Source organism: Janthinobacterium sp. GL_088, assembly GCF_057837845.1.
The window spans coordinates 912482-931618 of record NZ_CM174453.1; the positions used below are offsets into that span (position 1 = coordinate 912482).

Sequence of the window (19137 nt, forward strand, 5' to 3'; positions counted from 1 at the left end):
TTTTCAAGACAATACTTTGTTTTAATTAATATTGCCAATGAATCTGTAAAAAAAGTCTGTGGCCTGAGCCCTGTTCGTTACGCGGTGCAAGAAAAGTAACAATGTATTAGTTTCCCTTTAGAATGAAACTCATCGCGCTATAGTAAGACGTAAAAAGTGGCCGGAGTGCCATCCACATTCTTGAAAGGACTCATCATGAAAACGAAAACGACGCGTACCTTCATTGCTGGTCTTGCCTTGCTGGCGAGCACTGCCGCCTGGGCGGGCACGGAAGTTCATTTCACCAAGCCGGAACAATTTTCGGACGTGTCTTTCGATCAGACGGAGCGTGACAAAGTGCTCAAGGACTTGACGGCGCATTTCGAGAAACTGGGAGAGTCGCTCAAGCCTGGCCTGACCCTGAAGATCGATGTGACGGATCTGGACATGGCTGGCCGTGAAAATCCCTCCATGCGCTCCACGCAGGATTTCCGCGTGATGACCGGTCAGGCCGATTGGCCGCACATGCGCTTGCATTATGTGCTGGAGCAGGATGGCAAGGTCATCGGCAGTGCGGATGCGGCCCTGTCCGATATGTCCTATCTGACGCGCATCAATCGCTATGCGAGCGGCGACAAGCTGCGCTACGAGAAGAAGATGATCGATGACTGGTTCTCGGACACGTTTGGCACGCAAGTGAAGCGTCCGGTACGCAAATGATCTTGCCGCCGGGCGCAGTGCCGGGCTAATTAACGTCAATAGTCAACGCAAGTAGTCAACGCAAGTAAGCCTGTTCGATGCGCGCCAGCTGGCCGCTCTGCCGCAGGGCCAGCAGGGCGGCATTCATTTGCGCGACGAAATCAGCCTTGTAGGCCGGCGTGTTGCGCGCGCTGTAGGCGATATAGGTGGCTTCGGACGACAGTTCCAGCACTTCGTGCAATTGAAAGCCGTAACTGGCCAGTTCGCCGCCCAGCTGGCGCGCCGTGTGGCGTGCCGCGCCGCGGTCGCTGGCGTAGCAATCGATGCGCCGCAAGGCCAGTTTTTTCAGATTGGCTTCATTGCCCTTGGCCGCTTCCAGGCGCAGCAGTCCTTCGCGGGCCGGCACCATCAATTTTTCCGAGAGCAGAAAACCCGTGTTGACGCCGATGGTCAGGCCTGCAAAGTCGGCGGGAAACCGCGTGCGCGGCGTGCGTATGACGGCCTCATGGCAAAACAGCACCACCGATTCGCGGTACAGCATGGCCGAATACGGTTGCACGTACGGCCTTTCCGTCTTGCGTCCGGGTGGAAACAGGCCGAAAACCTGGCCCTTTTCCAGCGCATCGAGGCCCCGCTTCCAGGGGCGCGGCTGTAGTTCCAGGCGGTAATCGGGCATCGCGCTGGCCGCCTGGCGCAGGATATCGATATACATGCCCTTGAAGACGCCGTTTTCCACGTAGCTGTACGGTGCATAGTCGTCGTCGCCGTACAGGATGACGGTTTGCGGCGCGGCATGGCCGATGCCGGGTGACGCCATCGCGCAGGCGGCCAGCAGGCAGGCGCCGGCGCGGCGCAGGTCAATTTTGCATATCATCCTGACAAGCATACAGGATGATGGCCGGAATGTACCGCGCCTCAGTCGATCCAGTTCACCTGCGGAAACTTGCTGCCGAAATCTTCCGGCATGGGCACGACCTGGCTGCGCTTGTAGTTGAAGAAGACAAAGCCGGACTTGGCCATGGCGATCAGGGTGCTGTCGCGCGGGCGGGTGATGCGGAAGGTGATGTCGCCGCCATACTTGTTGAAATCCATGACACCCACTTCGAACAGCAACTGGTCGCGCGCATGGGCTTCGGCGCGGTAGGTGGTGGCCAGGTCGGTGACGATGATGCCGGTGCCGTCCGCTTCGATGTCGCGCACGCCATATTCGAACAGGAAGCGGGCGCGGGCTTCGGAAATCATGGAAATCATGGAATCATTGCCGAGATGGTTGCCGGCGTTGATGTCCGTCGTGCGTACCGTCAGTTGCGAGGAATAGCAGTACTGGTCTTCGGGAAATTCAAGTTTCAAACGGGCCATGGTGTTCTCTTGGGCTGGGGCGCAGGGCGCGGCGGAAATATCAATTCTAGCCGGTTCCCCGCGCCCCGTCGAAAAATGCCGCCCCAGGCGTGCGCCGCCATGACTGCTTGCGTACGCTTACCTGCGTACTATCCTGTACACCTTGCCCGTGCCGCTCAGCATGTACAGCTCGTTTTGCGCATCCTGGCCAAACGACAGGATGTTGCCCACGTTCGTGATGCCCCAGTCCGTTAAGGCCGAGGCCATCCCATTGCTGTAGCTGAAACTTTTCAGCCAGCCGCTGCAGTAGTCGGAATACAGGTAGTGCCCCGCCAGTTCCGGCAGGGCCGCGCCCCGGTAGACATAGCCGCCCGTGATCGAGCAGCCGCCGGCTGCATCGTGGCCGTATTCGATGGCGGGCAGGACCAGCCCCGCCTGGTTGCAACTGGCGCTGTTGTAGCAGTGCGTGCCTTCCATGATGTTCCAGCCATAGTTGTTGCCCGCCTGGCCCACGGGCCGCACGTCGACTTCTTCCCAGTTGGCCTGGCCCACGTCGGCGATATACAGCAGCTGGGCCGGCACGTCGAAGGCGTAGCGCCACGGATTGCGCAAGCCGTAGGCCCAGATTTCAGGGCGCCCGCCCGCCGTGGCAAAGGGGTTGCCGGGTGGAATGGCGTACGGCTGGGCCACCGTGCTGGCGTTGACGTCCAGGCGCAGCAGTTTGCCCAGCAGGACGTTGGTGTTTTGCGCGTTGCCGGGCGGATCGCCCCCGCTGCCGCCGTCGCCCGTGCCCGCGTACAGATAGCCGTCCGGGCCAAAGCTGAGCAAGCCGCCATAGTGGTTGTTGAACGTGGGATGGGGAATCGTGATGATGTTCAGCGCGGACAGGGGATCGGCCACGTTGGCGTTGCCGGCCGACACTTGCCGCCGCTCGATGACGATATCGCCGGCCAGGTTTGTGTAATACAGGAAGAAATAGCCGTTGCTGGCGTATTGCGGATGGAAGGCCAGCGACAGCAAGCCCCGCTCGCCGCTGGTGGTGGTGAGCGTACTGATGTCGAGGAAGGGCGTGGCCAGCAGGTTGCCGTTCTGCACCACGCGGATGCGGCCGGCCCGTTCAATGATGAACAAACGGCTGTCGCCGGGCGGCGCCGTGAGGAAGATGGGGGCGTTCAAGCCGCTGGCCACCTCTTGCAGGGAGAGGGCCAGCGGCGCGCTGGCCGCATAGGTGACGCTGGCGCTGGCCGTCGCCCCCGCATTGACTTGCACCTGCTGCGTGACGGGCGTGGGCGTGCCTTGTGCCACGCTGGCGGCGCTGAGCGTGTAGGCGCCGGGCGCCAGGTCTGTCAAGGTGGTGCTCGCCGTCAGCGTCTTGCTGTACGCCGCAGGCCCCCTCACCGTGACGGCGCCCGCCACGCCGGCCGGCAAGCCGCCGATGGTGACTGTCAGGCTGCCGGTGCCGGCAGCAGGCGGATGGTGACCGCCGCCCCCGCCACACGATGCCAGCAGGCTCAGGCAGCACGCCAGCAGCAGGGCTGGCCAGATAGGGGAAAGCCGGGATAGGAAGTGGCGCATGTCAGTCTCCTGCTGGCTGCTCGGTATGGCGCTAGGTTTGCTGCAAGAATGCGCGTTTTTGGCGTCGGCACGATTGAGCTTGCGCAAGCGTACGCCTCGCATGGGTCACGCTTCCGTGCGCTGCTGCACGGTACGGCGGCATCGGACAAATGCGCCGCGTTTTCAGACAAGCGCAGGGCCAGTCGCACCGTCACGTCCGTTGCCGCCCGATAATGGCGCATCTGAAACCGAGCAGGAATGACACACATGAAAACCAAAGCCGCGATTGCCTGGAAAGCGGGCGCCCCGTTGACCATCGAAGAAGTCGACCTGGCCGGCCCGCGCGCCGGCGAAGTGCTGGTCGAGCTGAAAGCCACGGGGATTTGCCATACCGATTACTACACCCTGTCCGGCGCCGATCCGGAAGGCATCTTCCCTGCCATTCTCGGCCATGAAGGCGCCGGCGTCGTCGTCGACGTGGGCCCGGGCGTGACGACCCTGAAAAAGGACGACCACGTCATCCCGTTGTACACGCCGGAATGCCGCCAGTGCAAGTTCTGTCTGTCGCAAAAGACGAATCTGTGCCAGGCCATCCGTTCCACGCAGGGCCGCGGCCTGATGCCGGACGCCACCAGCCGCTTTTCGCTGAATGGCCAGCCGCTGTTCCATTACATGGGCACGTCGACCTTTTCGAATTACATCGTCGTGCCGGAAATCGCCCTGGCCAAGATCCGCGAAGATGCGCCCTTCGACAAGGTCTGCTACATCGGCTGCGGCGTGACGACGGGCGTGGGCGCCGTCCTGTTCTCGGCCAAGGTCGAGGCGGGCGCCAACGTGGCCGTTTTCGGTCTGGGCGGCATCGGCCTGAACGTGATTCAGGCTGCCAAAATGGTCGGCGCCGATAAAATCATCGGCATCGACATCAACCCGGCGCGCCAGGCTATCGCGCGCAAGTTCGGCATGACGCATTTTATTAATCCGAACGAAGTGGAAAACGTCGTCGATGCCATCGTGCAACTGACGGATGGCGGTGCCGACTACAGTTTCGAATGCGTGGGCAATACGACCCTGATGCGCCAGGCGCTCGAGTGCACGCACAAGGGCTGGGGCAAATCGTTCATCATCGGCGTGGCAGCGGCTGGCCAGGAAATTTCCACACGTCCATTCCAGCTGGTGACGGGACGCGAATGGCGCGGTTCGGCCTTCGGCGGCGCGCGCGGTCGCACGGACGTGCCGAAGATCGTCGACTGGTACATGGAAGGCAAGCTCAATATTGACGACCTGATCACGCATCGCCTGCCGCTCGAACGCATCAACGAAGGCTTCGACCTGATGAAGAGCGGCGAGTCGATCCGTTCCGTCGTGTTGTACTAATCTTAACGGATGTACTCATTGCGCAACACTTGACGGACGGGGCAGGGCGGCACGCTGTACTTCGCTGCCTGCCCCTGCTAGTGTGAAGATATCACCGCCTTGCTTTGGGAGCCGTTCATGTTTGCCACTGCCTACCTCGCCACCTTGCGCCGCATGCTGCCCGTCTTCCTCGGCGCTGCCCTGTCTTCCCTGCTGGCCTTGTGGTGGAGCAATGCCGCCAGCCTCGCCACGCCCGCCATCTGGCTGGCGCTGCTGGCCACGTATCTGCTGTGCGCACTCTTGTTTACACCGCTGGCCCGGCAGAGCCGCCAGCTGGCCACGCGCCACGTGCGTCACGGCAAGCCGCGCTGACGTCTTAGCGCGCCGTGCTGGAAAAGCGCTCGCGGTAATCGCGGGGCGTGATGGCAAGTTTCTTTTGAAACAGGCGGCGCAGCCTTTCCTCGCTATGCAAGCCCGCTTGCACGGCCACCTGTTTTAAGGAAGACACATTGTCTTCCAGCAAGCGGCGCGCCACTTCGAAGCGGGCCGTGTCGATGAATTCCGTGGGGCTGGTGCCCGTTTCGCGCTGGAACACGCGCGTAAAATTGCGCTCGCTCATGGCCAGCCTGGCCGCCAGCAGCGGCACAGTAAGCTCTTCGGCCAGGTGTTCCATGATCCAGCCCTGTAACTGGCGGATGGTGGGATGCGTCGTCATCTGGCTCGACAGGTGCACGGAAAACTGCGACTGGCCGCCGGGCCGCTTCAGATACACGACCAGGTCGCGCGCCACTTCCAGGGCGATATCGCGGCTGAAATCGTCTTCCACCAGGGCCAGCGCCAGGTCAATGCCGGCGGTCACGCCGGCCGACGTCCAGAATTTCCCTTCCCGCACGAAAATCGCATCGGCATTGACCTGTATCAATGGATAGCGCTGGCGCAGGCTGTCCACGGCGCTCCAGTGCGTGGCGGCGCTTTTGCCGTCGAGCACGCCGGCCTCGGCCAGGAAGAAGCAGCCCGTGCACAGGGCCGCCAGGGTGTCGATGCGCGGCGCCGCCTCGGCCACCCAGGCGGCGAGGGCGGGAATGTCTTGCAAGACTTGCTCGACGTGGTGGCAGCCGACGATGACGGCCAAGTCGGGCAGGCGGCTGGCATCGAGCGCCTTGCTGGCGTGCAGCGACATCAGGGTGTCCGACTCGACCGGGCCGATGGCTGTCGACACGATGCGCACGTCGTAGCCGCCGGGCAGATTGCGCAGGCGCAAATGGGTATTGGCGTAGTCAAACACTTTCATGGCGCCGATGGCTTCGAGCGCCTTGAAGCCGGGATAGACGATGATGTCGACGGTGCGCAGGGGGAATTCTTTGGGGCTTTGCTTGATCATGCGATATGCGCGAGGGGGATAAATACTGCCATAATGCAACAACAGCGATGGCGTAGGTTAGCATGAAATAATTGGCGCGCCCGCTGGCTCCCCACCCACCGGATTCCTCGATATCGTGCGCTTACTTCACATTTTTGCCGCCCTGACATTGCTGCTGGGCCCATCCCTTGCCCACGCGGCCACGCTCAACTTCAATGGCGGCACCGTCAGCAACTGCAGCCAGAGCCAGGATGGCTTGCAATACACGTGCACCTCGCTGGCGCTGGGATCCACCGACGTCATCGTCATCGGCAGCGCGTATGCCGTGACGGTCAACAGTTCGCTGGCGATGAGCTACAACCAGGGATTGACGATGAGCGGCAATGCCACGCTGACGGTCAAGGGCAATCTCGATATCAAGGACATCAATCCGCCGAACCTGAAAGTCACGGGCGGCAACCTGACAGCGGAGGGCGGCACTTTCCTCATGGGTTCTCAGGAACAGACCATCACGGCAAATATTTCCGCCACGACCATCAAGATGGGCTCGAACAACGTCAAGGTGACGGGCAAGATCAGCGCCAAGGGCCCCGTGGAAATCGCCTCCGGTTCCGTCATCAACGGGCCGATCAGCGGCACCATCGTCAATATCCTGCCCGCCAGTACCCGCATCCAGGGCGATATCACGGCCAGCGTATCGCTGACCATCGGTTCCGGCAGCCAGGTGACGGGCAACCTGAAATCGCCGACGATCGACCTGAAGGCGTCCGGCCTGCTCGTCACGGGGGACGTGGACGCCAGCAATTCCCTGTCGATCGCCTCCGGCAATGGCATCAAGGGCAATGTGGACGCCGGCGAGGTGACGCTCGACTCGTCCAACGCCTATATCACGGGCAACGCCAAGGTCGACCACATCACCCTGGGCTGGCAGGGCCGGGTGCAGCAAACCATCACCTGCAAGGCGTATACGCCATCGAACCCGTGCAGCTGCGTGACGAACAACAGCGGCTGGGCCTTCAATGAACCGATGGGGCCGAAGTGCGGGCCAAGTACGCCTAGCGGACTGCACCATTTCCAGATCGAGCACCCGCTGACGGCGCTTACTTGCCAGGTGCCCACGGTGACGGTGACTGCCTGCGCCGATGCCAGCTGCAGCGCGGTCTACAAGGGAAGCCCCAGCCCCAGCGTCACCGTCAGCCCGGGCGGCGTGCCGACGCAGATCGATACCAGCGGCATCAACCCCAATGTCACGGTGCGCCAGACTACGGTGGGCATCGCCACCCTCGGCCTGGTCAGCACGCCCGCCACGACGGGGGCGCTGGTGTGCAAGAGCGGCGGCAGCACGAGCAATTGCCAGATCAGCTTTCTCTCCAGCGGCTTCCAGGTGAGCGGCGCTCCGCGCTACGCGGAAGAGGCGGGCGCACTGGAAATCAGCGCCTTGCAGACCTCGTCCGGCAATAGGGACGTTTGCGTGCCCATGTTCGCCGGCCAGAGCAAGGATTTGAACCTGACTTGCGCGTACAGCAATCCGAATGCGGGTACATTGCCTGCGCGCATCTTTGACAGCGCCAAAAATAACTATGTTGCCCTGGCGGCCAGCGACCAGAGCAGCTGCAGCGGGTCGAGCACCAAGGTGACGGTGACGTTCGGCGCCGATGGCGTGGCCAAGCCCAACATGCTGTATGCCGATGCGGGAGCGCTGCTCCTGACGGCCTCTTACAAGCCCGACAGCGGCAGCGACAAAGGTTTGGACATGAGCGGCAGCGGCACGGTCATCGTGGCGCCGCAGCAATTCCTGTTGACGAAGCTGGCGCCGACGCAGCGCGCTGGCCTGGCGGCAGCGCCCCTCGTGGCGGGGACGCCCATCACGTTATCGGCCGTCAACGCGCTCGGTGCCGTGACGAAAAACTTTGGCAACGAAAGCGGTGTCGCGGTGCAAAAAGTCGTGCTCGGCCGTAATCTGCTGGCGCCGGTCTACACAGGCGTAAGCAATCCAGAAGTCGGCGGCGATCTCGATTTCGTGAAAAAAGGGGGCGTCATCGCGGCGCCGCCGCTGGTCTGGCCCGAAGTGGGCAAGATCAATTTCACGGCCGCGCTGCAAGACGAAAACGGTTATCTGGGCAGCGGCCTGACGTCGCCGGGGACGAGCGATGCCGTGCTCTTCTATCCGCACCACTTTGTGACGGAACTGGTGGTCAAGAAAGTGGACCTCCCGGGGGGGGCGAAGACGGAGTTTCCTTTCCCATGCAGCGCGCCGTTCGTGTGTGCCGGCGACCGTGCCGTGTATTCGCGCCAGCCTTTCGATCTGACCATCCGCGCCCAGACCTCGGGTGGCGTGGACACCAAGAATTTTGACGCCAGGAATGACGTCATCAACAAAACGCAAGTGACGCTGGTCCCGTATGACGCGGCCACGGAGAAGAACAGCTATCCGCCCACGGCGCCATCGGGCAGCACGCTGACGGATGGGGCAAAAGCACCTGCGGCCGTGACGGGCGTACCCGTCACCAGTTTCAGCAATGGCGTTGCCACGCGCTCCATCGCCTACAGTTTCCCCTCCGCCTATGCCGTGCCCAAAGAGCCAAAGGCACTGGCATCGCCGACGGGGCTGCTGCTGCGCGCGACGTATGCCTACCCGGCGGCCGGTAATGTGAGCTCGGCGCCGGCCGATGGCAAGGAAGCGCAGCTGACCGTGCTCACGGGCCGCCTGATGGTGCCGCATGACTACGGTTCCGAGCGCTATCCCGTGCGTCTGGCGGTGCAGACGCAGTACTGGGATGGCAAGACCTGGGTCACCAGTCTGCTGGACAGCATCAGTGCGTTCGACAACACGCTGGTGGTGTTTGCCAATTGCAAGAAAACCCTGGTATGCAAGGACTTTTTATTACCCAATAACACTATTGTTACTTATACAGTCGACAAGGGCATCTTGCCGCCAAATAGACGCCTGATCCTGGCGGCGCCCGGCGTCGGCAAGAGCGGCAGCGTCGATGTTTCCGTGCCCGGCATTGCGTACTTGCCCAGCACCGTGGGCACCGTCGTCTTTGGCGTCTTCAAGTCGGGTCCCGTGATTTACCTGCGCGAGATGTATTAGCCTGAACCAAGGGCGGGGGCAGGCAGCGCGAAAAACCAGTAACATGCCTGGCTGTGGCATTTCCTCCCCCAACCTCAGACTGGAGTTTTCTATGAGCACAACTTCGCAGTGGATCGATATCGCCGGCCCGGACGGCAGCTTCCAGGCTTACCTGGCCGTGCCGCATGTGGGCAAGGGCCCCGCTATCATCCTGTTGCAGGAAATTTTCGGCGTCAACGAGCACATCCGCGCCGTGGCCGACCAGTACGCGGCCGATGGCTACGTGGTGCTGGTGCCCGACCTGTTCTGGCGCGCCGGCGCGCACATCGAGCTCGGCTATGACGCGGACGGTTGGAAGCGTGCCGTCGAACTGATGCAGGCTACCGATAACGAACATGCCTTGATCGATATCAAGGCCACCGTCGCCGCCCTGCGCGCGCGCCCGGAAGTGACGGGCAAGCTGGCTTCCGTCGGCTACTGCTTCGGCGGCCGGCTGTCGTTCCAGACGGCCGCGGCTGGCCTGGTCGATGCCGCCATCGCCTATTACGGCGGCGGCATCCAGAACAAGCTGGACCTGGCTGACAACATCAAGGTGCCGCTGCTCATGCATTTCGGCGGCCAGGACAGCCATATTCCGCCGGAAGCCGTGCAAAAGATCGCCGAGCGTTTCGAAGACCGGCAAGACGTGGAAATCCATATCTACCCGGGCGCCGAGCACGGTTTTAATTGCACCCACCGCGATAGTTACCAGCAGCGCGCCGCCGCCCACGCGCATGGCAATTCCTTGATTTTCCTCGCGGAAAATCTGTAAGACTGCCTCGCCAGGCTGGCCAGTTGCCATGGTTTGCTCAGCAGCAAAGCCGCATGGGCGCTAAAATAGCGGCTGTGCCGGGCAACTCCGGCCGGCCGGGCGCGGCGCCCGGCAAACCTGGATGAGGAACCGAATTAAAGATGGCCCAAGTAATTGTTTCTGTAACATTGGCGGCAAGCGCCGAACGCGTGTGGGATTTTATCGGTGGCTTCCAGTCGCTGAATGAATGGTCGAGCTCCATCAAGACCAGCCTGTCCGAGCACGGCGGCCGCGTGCGCCGCCTGAAAACCACGGACGGCGCCATCATCGCCGAACGCCTGCAAAGCTACAGCGAGGCGGACAAGAGCTACAGCTACACCATCGTCTCGGGCCCGATCCCCGTCAAGAACTACCGTTCTACCCTGCGCGTCACGGGCGAACCGGGCGGCGCTTCTTGCGTGGCGGAATGGTCGAGCGAATTCGACGCGGCCGAAGGCGTGGAAGAAGTCATGATCGGCGCATTTCAACACCTGTATGAAACGGCGTTCGTCGACCTCAAACGCATCATGGCGATTTGAATGAAAAACACCGGCCAAGGCCGGTGTTTTTCATGGTGCCTAGCGTTTTACTTTGCCAAACGCCTCGCCCTTGTTCCAAGTAGGCAAGTTCTTGTCGTTCGCCACTTCGTAACCGAGGTTCAAGGTGAACTGCGCCTGCTGCACCATGCCGGACAAGTCCCACGACGGGTTGTACTCGTCGGTGACCTGGTGGTAATCCTTTTTAAACGCCACCAGGCGTTCGCCCGACGCTTTCGGCTCCTGGACGAAGTCGAACGAGCCATCGCCGGAAAACACGGCCGAGCCCACGTTGAAGGCGGGCACGCCAGCCTTGGCGAAGGCAAAATGGTCGGCCCGGTAAAACGCGCCGGACAGGTCGGGGATGGTCGGCGCCAGTCGCAGGCCCATGCGCTTGGCCACCTTGGCGGCGCTCGCGTACAGGCTGCTGCGCTCGGCGCCGGCCACGCCGATGTCGTGCGTCTTGCCGACAAAATTCATGCTGTCGAGGTTCAGGTCGGCGGCCGTCTTGGCCAGTGGCCACAGGGGCTTGCGCGTATAGGCCGTGCTGCCCAGCATGCCCGTTTCTTCGCCGGCCGGCCACAGGAAGATCTGCGTGCGGCGTGCCGGTTGTTTCACGGCCACTTGCGCCATGGCCAGCAGGGCCGCCGCGCCCGAAGCGTTGTCGATGGCGCCGTTGTAGATATGGTCGCTTTGTCCGGCGCGTTGGCTGCCTTCGTCATCCTTGCCCAGGTGGTCCCAGTGGGCCGAGTAGATCACGGCTTCGTCCTTCAGCTTCGGGTCCGTGCCCGGCACGATGCCGGCCACGTTGAATTGCTCGATGCTGCGGATCTGGCTGTTCAATGCCACCTTGACCGTGGCGTTCAGGGCCACGGGGCGGAATGCGCGCGTTTCCGCTTGCGCGCGCAAGGCGTCCAGGTCCTGTCCGCCGGCCTGGAACAACGCGCGTGCCATGTCTTCCTGCAGCCAGCCTTCCATCGCATTGCCCGCGCCAGCCAGGTTGAAGCGCTCATGGCCGAAACCGTTGGCCGGCACTGACCACGGATACGACGCCGATGCCGTCGTGTGTATCAGCAGCACGCCAGCCGCGCCCTGGCGCAGCGCTTCCTCGTACTTGTAGACCCAGCGCCCGTACCAGGTCAGCGACTTGCCGGCAAAGCGGTTCGGTTCGGCGGCGGTCGGCTGCGGGTCGTTGACCATCATGATGACCAGTTTCCCCTTTAAGTCGGCACCCTTGAAATCGTCCCAGTTCTCTTCCGGGGCGCGTATGCCGTAGCCGGCAAACACGACGGGCGCGTCGAACGCCACTGTTTGCTGACCATTCGCCGCGCCAAAGACGATGTCCTGGCCGAAGGCGGGAGACAAGGTCTTGCCGCCCGCGCTGAAGGTCACTGTGCTCGATGGCAGGGCCTTGCTGCCGACGATGGTCAGCGCCTGGCGATACGTGCCGTCCGGCAAGGGCTGCAAGCCGGCCACGGCCGCCTGTGTTTCCAGGTAGCGCACGGCCAAGTCGCCGCCGCGCTGGCCCGTGCCGCGTCCTTCCAGCAAATCGTCGGCCAGGAAGGACAGATGGGCGCGCAGGGGCGCCTCGGCAACGAGCGGTTGGGCGAAGGTAGCCGTGCTGAACAGGCTGGCGGCGAGGACGATGGGAAAACGCATGACAACTCCAAAAGTGAATACGGGAAAGCAAAGCAGCGGCAATCTTACTCTACCGCAATGCCCTGGCGTAGCGCGCGGCGCTTGCAAGCCGATTGCGGCCACAATGGCCGCTGGTCCACCGACAAGGAGCGTTCCATGACACCCCCTGACTTGCAATCGAGCAATACCCTGCGTACCGCCGACGGCACATTGATCCACTACAAGGACTGGGGCAGCGGCCCGCCCGTCGTCTTCAGCCACGGCTGGCCCTTGTCGTCCGACGCGTGGGAAGACCAGATGTTTTATCTGGCCTCGCGCGGCTACCGTGTCATCGCGCACGACCGGCGCGGCCATGGCCGCTCCAGCCAGCCGTTCGGCGGCAACGACATGGATACCTATGCCGACGACCTGGCCGCGCTGATCGCCGCGCTGGACTTGACGGGCGCCACCCTCGTCGGCCACTCGACGGGCGGCGGCGAAGTGGCGCGCTACATCGGCCGCCATGGCACCGGGCGCCTGGCAGGCGCCGTTCTCGTGGGCGCCGTGCCGCCATTGATGCTGCAGACGCCGGACAATCCGCTGGGCTTGCCGTTGTCCGCGTTTGACGCCATCCGCGCCGGCGTGCAGGCTGACCGCAGCCAATTCTTCCGCGACCTGAGCGAGGCCTTCTATGGCTACAACCGGCCCGATGCGAAGCCCTCGCAGGGCGTGCGCGATGGTTTCTGGCGGCAAGGCATGCAGGCGGGCATGCCGGCATCGTATTTGTGCATCAAGCAATTTTCCGAGACGGATTTCACGGCTGACCTGGCCAAATTCGACGTGCCGACCCTGGTGATCCATGGCGACGATGACCAGATCGTGCCGATCGCCGCCTCGGCGCGGCGCACTGCCGAGCTCATCATCGGCAGCAAGCTGCTCGTGTATGCGGGCGCGCCGCACGGCCTGGCGACGACGCACAAGGACAGGCTGAACGAGGACTTGCTGGAATTTTTGCGCCACTCGGTCGATGCGGCAAGCAATATCGAGGCACACTTGTAAAACCGGCATATCCATTGCAAAACACATAATATTGCTTGGTTTTTGCACCAATTGCGTGCGGATCGCCGATTTTTCTGCGTTTTAGACTGCAAAAAATGGCGTTCTGCCGCCCCGTTCCACCCGGTAAGGTCCAGTAAAGAGTAAACTAGCAGATACACTCTTTCGCATTGGGCGATTCGAGCGAACTTGTGAGTGATTTCATGTCTGATACACCAATTTCCTTATTTTCCGACCTTAACCTGAGCGAGCCGCTGATTCGCGCGCTCAAGGATGTCGGTTACGAAACACCGTCGCCTATCCAGGCGGCCACGATTCCATTGTTGCTCGCTAACCGCGACGTGCTGGGCCAGGCGCAAACAGGCACGGGTAAGACCGCCGCCTTCGCCTTGCCGATCCTGTCGCGCATTGATCTGAAACAAAGCTCACCCCAAGCCCTGGTCCTGGCACCGACGCGCGAACTGGCCATCCAGGTCGCCGAAGCGTTCCAGGTGTACGCCGCCCACATTCCCGGCTTCCACGTGCTGCCGATCTACGGCGGCCAAAGCTACGGTCCGCAGCTGTCGGCCCTGCGCCGCGGCGTGCACGTCATCGTCGGCACCCCAGGCCGCGTCATCGATCACCTGGACAAGGGTTCGCTCGACCTGTCCAAGCTGAAAACCCTGGTGCTTGACGAAGCCGATGAAATGTTGCGCATGGGCTTTATCGACGATGTCGAACGTATCTTGAAAGAAACCCCGGAAGGCCATCAAACGGCCCTGTTCTCGGCCACCATGCCTTCCGTCATCAAGCGCATCGCCACCACTTACCTGGTGAACCCGGCCGAAGTGACGGTTGCCGCCAAGACGGGCACGGCCGACAACATCCGCCAGCGCTACTGGCTGGTATCGGGCATGCACAAGCTCGACGCGCTGACCCGCATCCTGGAAGCGGAAGCGTTTGACGGCATGATCATCTTCGCCCGCACCAAGCTGGGTACGGAAGAGCTGGCCGGCAAGCTGCAAGCCCGTGGCTTCTCGGCTGCCGCCATCAATGGCGACATCCAGCAAGCCCAGCGCGAGCGCACGATCCAGCAGTTGAAAGACGGCAAGATCGACATTCTCGTGGCAACCGACGTGGCCGCCCGCGGCCTGGACGTCGAGCGCATCAGCCACGTCGTCAACTACGACGTGCCGCACGATCCGGAAAGCTATACCCACCGTATCGGCCGCACGGGCCGCGCCGGCCGCAGCGGCGAAGCGATCCTGTTCATCACCCCGCGTGAAAAGAACTTGTTGAAAGCCATCGAACGTTCGACCCGTCAGCCGATCGGCATGCTGGAACTGCCAACGATCCAGGCCGTCAACGACGTGCGTATCGCCAAGTTCAAGGAACAAATCAGCGAAACCCTGGCCCTGGGCGAACTGGAGCAGTTCCAGTCGCTGATCGAGGATTTCGAACGCGAACAAAACATTCCCGCCATCGAAATTGCCGCCGCCCTGGCGAAGATGGCGCGTGGCAACACGCCGCTGCTGCTGGACAAGAACAAGGCGCGCGAGCAAGCCACGTGGCAAGACGACCGTCCTGTGCGCCAGGATCGTTTCGAACGCAATGACCGTCCGGAACGGGGCGACCGCTTCGACCGTAACGAGCGCAGCGACCGTGGCGAACGCCCGGCCTTCCCGAAAAAGGAACGCATCCAGCGTCCAGCCGACGCCGGCATGCAGACTTTCCGCATTGAGGTCGGTCATCAGCATGGCGTGAAACCAGGCAATATCGTGGGCGCCATCGCCAACGAAGCGGGCATCGATTCGAAAAACATCGGCCGCATCGAAATCTATGACGACTACAGCGTCCTGGACTTGCCGGACAGCATGCCGAAAGAATTGCTGGACCAGTTGAAAACCGTGTGGGTCGCGGGCCAGCAGCTGCGCATCAGCCGTGACGGCGATGCACCGGACCTGGCGCCGCCAGCCGCGCCGCGCAAGCCGTTTGCCGCCAAGTCCGCGCCAGCGTTCAAGGATGCGCCAGCGGATGCGGGCGATGCAGCAGCAGCGCCGCGCGCGCCGAAGAAGGAACGTCCACGCCCGGGCGTGACGGCGTACCGCATCGAAGTGGGCCGTGAGCACGCCGTAACGCCAAGCAATATCGTCGGCGCCATCGCCAACGAAGCGAACCTGGAAGCCAAGCATATCGGCCGTATCGATATCTTTGACAATTACAGCGTGCTGGACCTGCCGGAAGGCATGCCGCCGGAAATCCTCGACCACCTGAAATCGGTCGTCGTTTCTGGTCAGAAACTGCGCATCAGCCTGGACGATGGCACGACGGAGCGCAAGCCTGCGCCACCGCGTCCGAAGTCGCCACCGCGCAAAACCTACAAGTAACACCTGACCAAACCTACTGCGCGTCGCGCTTTGCGGCCGGCGATGCTCACCGTACTAGAGTACGGTTGCGCTTCTCGGCCACAAATCACTGCCGCTCGCTACGGTTTTGTCAGGCGTCGTTACTGACAGGGATCCATCCCCACGGGCGCTCCGGCGCCTGTGTCGCGGATTGGAGACACATCCCCCACTGGCGCATTCGCGCCAGTTTTTATTTTCCCTCAAGAAATGTTCATGGTTGCCGCGTTATGGTTGGCGGCAGGATTCGTCATGTGCTGGCAATGGTCGCGGCTTCTTTACCTATTTTTGTCGGCGCAAACGCCATCTTTATTGCCTGGTGCAGCGATACATAATTTTTTATTAATTATTGTGTGTGCGCGCAATTTAAATTTTGCATTTCAATAAAATCAATCAAGTTGAATCAAAGTAAATTCTAAAACATAAATAAATTGGCTTTTATTAAATTGTTTGACTGGCGTCACTGTCGCCGGGGCGATATATCATGGGTGCTTGATGTGGTATATTGTTTTTATGTTTTTGTTATGCTAGTTGAAAAAAATAGAGGAGCGACGATGCGGGTCAATACGCCTATCACGCAAAATGAATACGTATTAAATGAAGGCATGACGATTGTTTCCACCACGGATTTACAGGGAAACATCAATTACGCCAATCAGTATTTCATTGAAGTCAGCGGTTTTTCAGAAATGGAACTGCTGGGTGCACCACAGAATATCCTGCGCCATCCCGATATGCCGGCCGAAGCGTTTGCCGACCTGTGGGACACGATCAAGACGGGCATGCCCTGGACCGGCATGGTCAAGAACCGCTGCAAGAATGGCGATTTTTATTGGGTGTTCGCCAATATCACGCCCGTCATCGAAAACGGCCGTCCGATCGGCTATATGTCCGTGCGCACCAAGCCCACGCGCGAGCAGATCAACGAAGCGGCAGCCCTGTATAAAAGTTTTAAGGATGGAAATACCGCCAAGCTGGCGATCCGCAATGGCCGCGTCGTGCGCCAGGGCTGGGCCGCCAAGCTGGCCGAGTGGCGCAAGCTGACTCTGTCGCAAGACCTGGCCCTGCATTGCATCGTCTTTGGCGTGGTGCTGGCCATCCTCGGCTGCGCCGTGTGGAATATCGACGGTGACACGAGCACGGCCACGCGCAGCTGGCTCAGCGGCGCGGCTGCTGCCGCCGTGGCGCTGCTGTTGTATTTCTGGGCCCATCTGCACAATTCCCTCGTCGCTCCGCTGGGCGACGCCGTCACGATGGCGCGCAAGATGGCCGGTGGCGACTTGACGGGCGTCATCGACAAGGTGCGCGACGATGACATGGGTCAATTGATGGCGGCCTTGCGCCAGACCAATATCAATCTGCACAGCATCATCGGCGATGTGCGCGCCAACTTCGAGGATATCCGCATCACCACGGCGGAGATTGCCACGGGGAACATGGACCTGTCCAGCCGCACGGAATCGCAAGCGTCCAGCCTGGAGCAGACGGCGGCCAGCATGGAAGAACTGACGTCGACCGTGCAAAACAGCGCCGACCACGTGGCCACGGCCAATGACCTGGCGGCGCAGGCGTCCACTGTTGCGGCCAAGGGCGGCACCATCGTCAGTGAAGTGGTCACCACGATGGATGAGATCAGCAGCTCGTCGCGCAAGATTCTCGACATTATCGGCCTCATCGACGGCATCGCCTTCCAGACGAATATCCTCGCCTTGAACGCAGCCGTGGAAGCGGCGCGCGCGGGCGAGCATGGCCGCGGCTTTGCCGTCGTGGCCGGCGAAGTGCGCAGCCTGGCGCAGCGCTCGGCAACGGCCGCGAAAGAGGTGAAAAACCTGATCGACCATTCGATTGCCACCGTGAACGCGGGCAGCGTGCTGACCAGCAATGCGGGTGCCACCATGGCGGAAGTGATCGCCTCGGTAGCCCGCGTGACGGAAGTGATGGACGAGATTTCCTCGACCACGCGCGAACAGAACCAGGGCATCGGCCAAGTTAACCAGGCCGTCATCCACATGGATGGCATCACGCAGCAGAATGCGGCGCTGGTGGAGCAGGCGGCCGCGGCCGCCACCAACCTGGCGCAGCGCACCGACAGCGTGGCCCAGTCGATCGGCATCTTCAAATTGAAGGCGTCGCCCAAGCGCAAGGTTGCCGGCGTGGGCCGCAGCGTGGGTACGGGCGTGGCGTCGCGCGCCTTGCTGAAGGCACGCTAAGACCATCATCCCGCCAGCGCAACGCTGGCGGGAGCTACTTCTGTACCCGGTACACTTCCCCGCTGCGCACCTTCTTCACCACCCCATCCCCGCCAAACAGAATCACATATTCTCCCTGCGCGCCCGAGGCTGCCGGGTAGCTGTACATCCACACTTCATTGCCGCTGTCGAAACGGATGGCGGTGCTGTCGCCCAGCGCGGCGCGCACCTGTTCGCGCGTGCTGCTGCCCGGTTGGACCGTCTGTACCAGCGTAGCGTAAGGCACGTTCTTGCTTGCCTGCAAGGCGCGCGTGCCGGAGCAGGCGGCCAGCAGCGCCAGCGCGAAGACACTGAGCCACTTCATGGCGCCACCTCGTCCATATAGCTAAATTCCAGCAGAGTATCGTCGGGCCAGCTCGCGTCCCACAAGGGCGCGTAATACGTGCGGTCAAGCAAGACCTGGCAATCGCAGTAGGGCAGCGAGGCGGGCGTTTGCTCGCCGCCCGCGTACAGCATGTTGAACGGTAGCGAAACCCTGCGTTCGCCATGCACGAGGGTCACGCCGAACAGGGGGCGGTCCGTAAAGAACAGATAATTGCCGTCCGGCTCGGAACACACCTTGTCCGTGCTGTAGAGCATGCTGGACAGCCAGGCGATGATTTGCGGGTCGTTCGAGATCAGGCCCGAATCCATGCCGGCGCGGCATTCCAGGCGCAAGTCGCCCAGGCGCCGCGTGCCGGGCGGCAAGCCGGGCGTGATCACTTGCGCGCGCCAGCTCATGGTGGTGGCTTTGCGGTTGGCGATCAGCACGGCGTCTTCGCGCGCCGCCTGCGCATGGCGCACGGGGGCAAAGCTGTTGTCCTCGGCCAAGGGCAAGGGGATGCTGACCGTGTCGCCGGCGATGCGCAGCTGCACGCCCGTCATGTCCACGCCGGGCTGGCGTGGCAGCAAACGAAAGCGCAGCACCGCCTGCGGCGCCAACGCATGGTCGCGCTCGAAGCGGTCCACGCCCTGCAGCATCTTTCGGTAGGATTTGTCGACGGGGTCGCGCGTGGCGTCCACTTTCACCTGCGGCACGGGCGCGGTTTGCGCCAGCGCAACTGGGCCGTGGAGCAAGCCAACGAGCAGCAGGGAAAGAGGAGTACGCATGGCTTGATGCTACGCCTTTTTGCG

Annotated in this window: 16 protein-coding genes; 9 read left to right on the plus strand and 7 right to left on the minus strand. The window is 62.0% G+C overall.

Translation table 11 applies throughout. From position 1 onward, the window contains the following. The first annotated feature begins 195 nt into the window (after window positions 1-195). Window positions 196-699, plus strand: a complete 504-nt coding sequence (locus AC3IQ7_RS04080) for a DUF3016 domain-containing protein (protein ID WP_322426780.1) — start codon at window positions 196-198, stop codon at window positions 697-699. Between the two features lie 55 nt (window positions 700-754). Here AC3IQ7_RS04080 and AC3IQ7_RS04085 read toward each other — a convergent pair whose 3' ends face one another. From AC3IQ7_RS04085 to AC3IQ7_RS04095, 3 genes are all read right to left on the minus strand, one after another. Continuing rightward, on the minus strand, window positions 755-1552 hold the full coding sequence (locus AC3IQ7_RS04085; RefSeq protein WP_489208421.1) for a substrate-binding periplasmic protein: 798 nt from the start codon (window positions 1550-1552) through the stop codon (window positions 755-757). Between the two features lie 41 nt (window positions 1553-1593). Further along, on the minus strand, window positions 1594-2037 hold the full coding sequence (locus AC3IQ7_RS04090) for a thioesterase family protein (protein WP_099378569.1): 444 nt from the start codon (window positions 2035-2037) through the stop codon (window positions 1594-1596). Window positions 2038-2154: 117 nt separating this feature from the next. Further along, window positions 2155-3591 (minus strand): PQQ-dependent sugar dehydrogenase, encoded by a 1437-nt coding sequence (locus AC3IQ7_RS04095; protein WP_489208422.1) that lies wholly within the window; start codon window positions 3589-3591, stop codon window positions 2155-2157. Between the two features lie 246 nt (window positions 3592-3837). Between AC3IQ7_RS04095 and AC3IQ7_RS04100 the strand changes: the two genes are divergently transcribed. Continuing rightward, the gene (locus AC3IQ7_RS04100; protein WP_035824324.1) at window positions 3838-4944 is read left to right on the plus strand and encodes an S-(hydroxymethyl)glutathione dehydrogenase/class III alcohol dehydrogenase; all 1107 of its coding nucleotides are present in this window, start codon (window positions 3838-3840) and stop codon (window positions 4942-4944) included. A gap of 117 nt (window positions 4945-5061) precedes the next feature. Then, window positions 5062-5295, plus strand: coding sequence for a hypothetical protein (locus AC3IQ7_RS04105; protein ID WP_034784311.1), 234 nt, complete (start codon window positions 5062-5064; stop codon window positions 5293-5295). Window positions 5296-5299: 4 nt separating this feature from the next. Here the strand turns inward: AC3IQ7_RS04105 and AC3IQ7_RS04110 are convergent, their stop codons facing one another. Continuing rightward, complete coding sequence (locus AC3IQ7_RS04110; RefSeq protein ID WP_035824326.1) at window positions 5300-6304, minus strand: GlxA family transcriptional regulator; 1005 nt, start codon at window positions 6302-6304, stop codon at window positions 5300-5302. Between the two features lie 115 nt (window positions 6305-6419). Between AC3IQ7_RS04110 and AC3IQ7_RS04115 the strand changes: the two genes are divergently transcribed. From AC3IQ7_RS04115 to AC3IQ7_RS04125, 3 genes are all read left to right on the plus strand, one after another. Then, complete coding sequence (locus AC3IQ7_RS04115; protein ID WP_489208423.1) at window positions 6420-9377, plus strand: DUF6701 domain-containing protein; 2958 nt, start codon at window positions 6420-6422, stop codon at window positions 9375-9377. A gap of 91 nt (window positions 9378-9468) precedes the next feature. After that, window positions 9469-10167 carry a dienelactone hydrolase family protein gene (locus AC3IQ7_RS04120; protein ID WP_489208424.1) on the plus strand — a complete coding sequence of 233 codons (699 nt, stop codon included), beginning with the start codon at window positions 9469-9471 and terminating at the stop codon, window positions 10165-10167. A 140-nt stretch (window positions 10168-10307) separates the two neighbouring features. Then, the gene (locus AC3IQ7_RS04125; protein ID WP_474294468.1) at window positions 10308-10724 is read left to right on the plus strand and encodes an SRPBCC family protein; all 417 of its coding nucleotides are present in this window, start codon (window positions 10308-10310) and stop codon (window positions 10722-10724) included. 39 nt (window positions 10725-10763) lie between these two features. Here the strand turns inward: AC3IQ7_RS04125 and AC3IQ7_RS04130 are convergent, their stop codons facing one another. Then, on the minus strand, window positions 10764-12380 hold the full coding sequence (locus tag AC3IQ7_RS04130; RefSeq protein WP_489208425.1) for a M28 family peptidase: 1617 nt from the start codon (window positions 12378-12380) through the stop codon (window positions 10764-10766). Between the two features lie 135 nt (window positions 12381-12515). Between AC3IQ7_RS04130 and AC3IQ7_RS04135 the strand changes: the two genes are divergently transcribed. From AC3IQ7_RS04135 to AC3IQ7_RS04145, 3 genes are all read left to right on the plus strand, one after another. Further along, a complete protein-coding gene (locus AC3IQ7_RS04135; protein ID WP_489208426.1) occupies window positions 12516-13397 on the plus strand; it encodes an alpha/beta fold hydrolase in 882 nt (293 codons plus the stop codon). Window positions 13398-13597: 200 nt separating this feature from the next. Further along, entirely contained in the window at window positions 13598-15760 is a 2163-nt protein-coding gene (locus AC3IQ7_RS04140) for a DEAD/DEAH box helicase (RefSeq protein ID WP_489208427.1), read from the plus strand. Window positions 15761-16329: 569 nt separating this feature from the next. Continuing rightward, the gene (locus AC3IQ7_RS04145; protein ID WP_099378577.1) at window positions 16330-17985 is read left to right on the plus strand and encodes a methyl-accepting chemotaxis protein; all 1656 of its coding nucleotides are present in this window, start codon (window positions 16330-16332) and stop codon (window positions 17983-17985) included. 34 nt (window positions 17986-18019) lie between these two features. On the opposite strand, the gene bamE is transcribed toward AC3IQ7_RS04145, so the two are convergent. After that, complete coding sequence (gene bamE / locus AC3IQ7_RS04150) at window positions 18020-18328, minus strand: outer membrane protein assembly factor BamE domain-containing protein (protein ID WP_489208428.1); 309 nt, start codon at window positions 18326-18328, stop codon at window positions 18020-18022. Then, window positions 18325-19113 carry a hypothetical protein gene (locus AC3IQ7_RS04155; protein ID WP_489208429.1) on the minus strand — a complete coding sequence of 263 codons (789 nt, stop codon included), beginning with the start codon at window positions 19111-19113 and terminating at the stop codon, window positions 18325-18327. Before AC3IQ7_RS04155 ends, bamE begins: the two co-directional genes overlap by 4 nt. Between the last annotated feature and the right edge of the window lie 24 nt (window positions 19114-19137).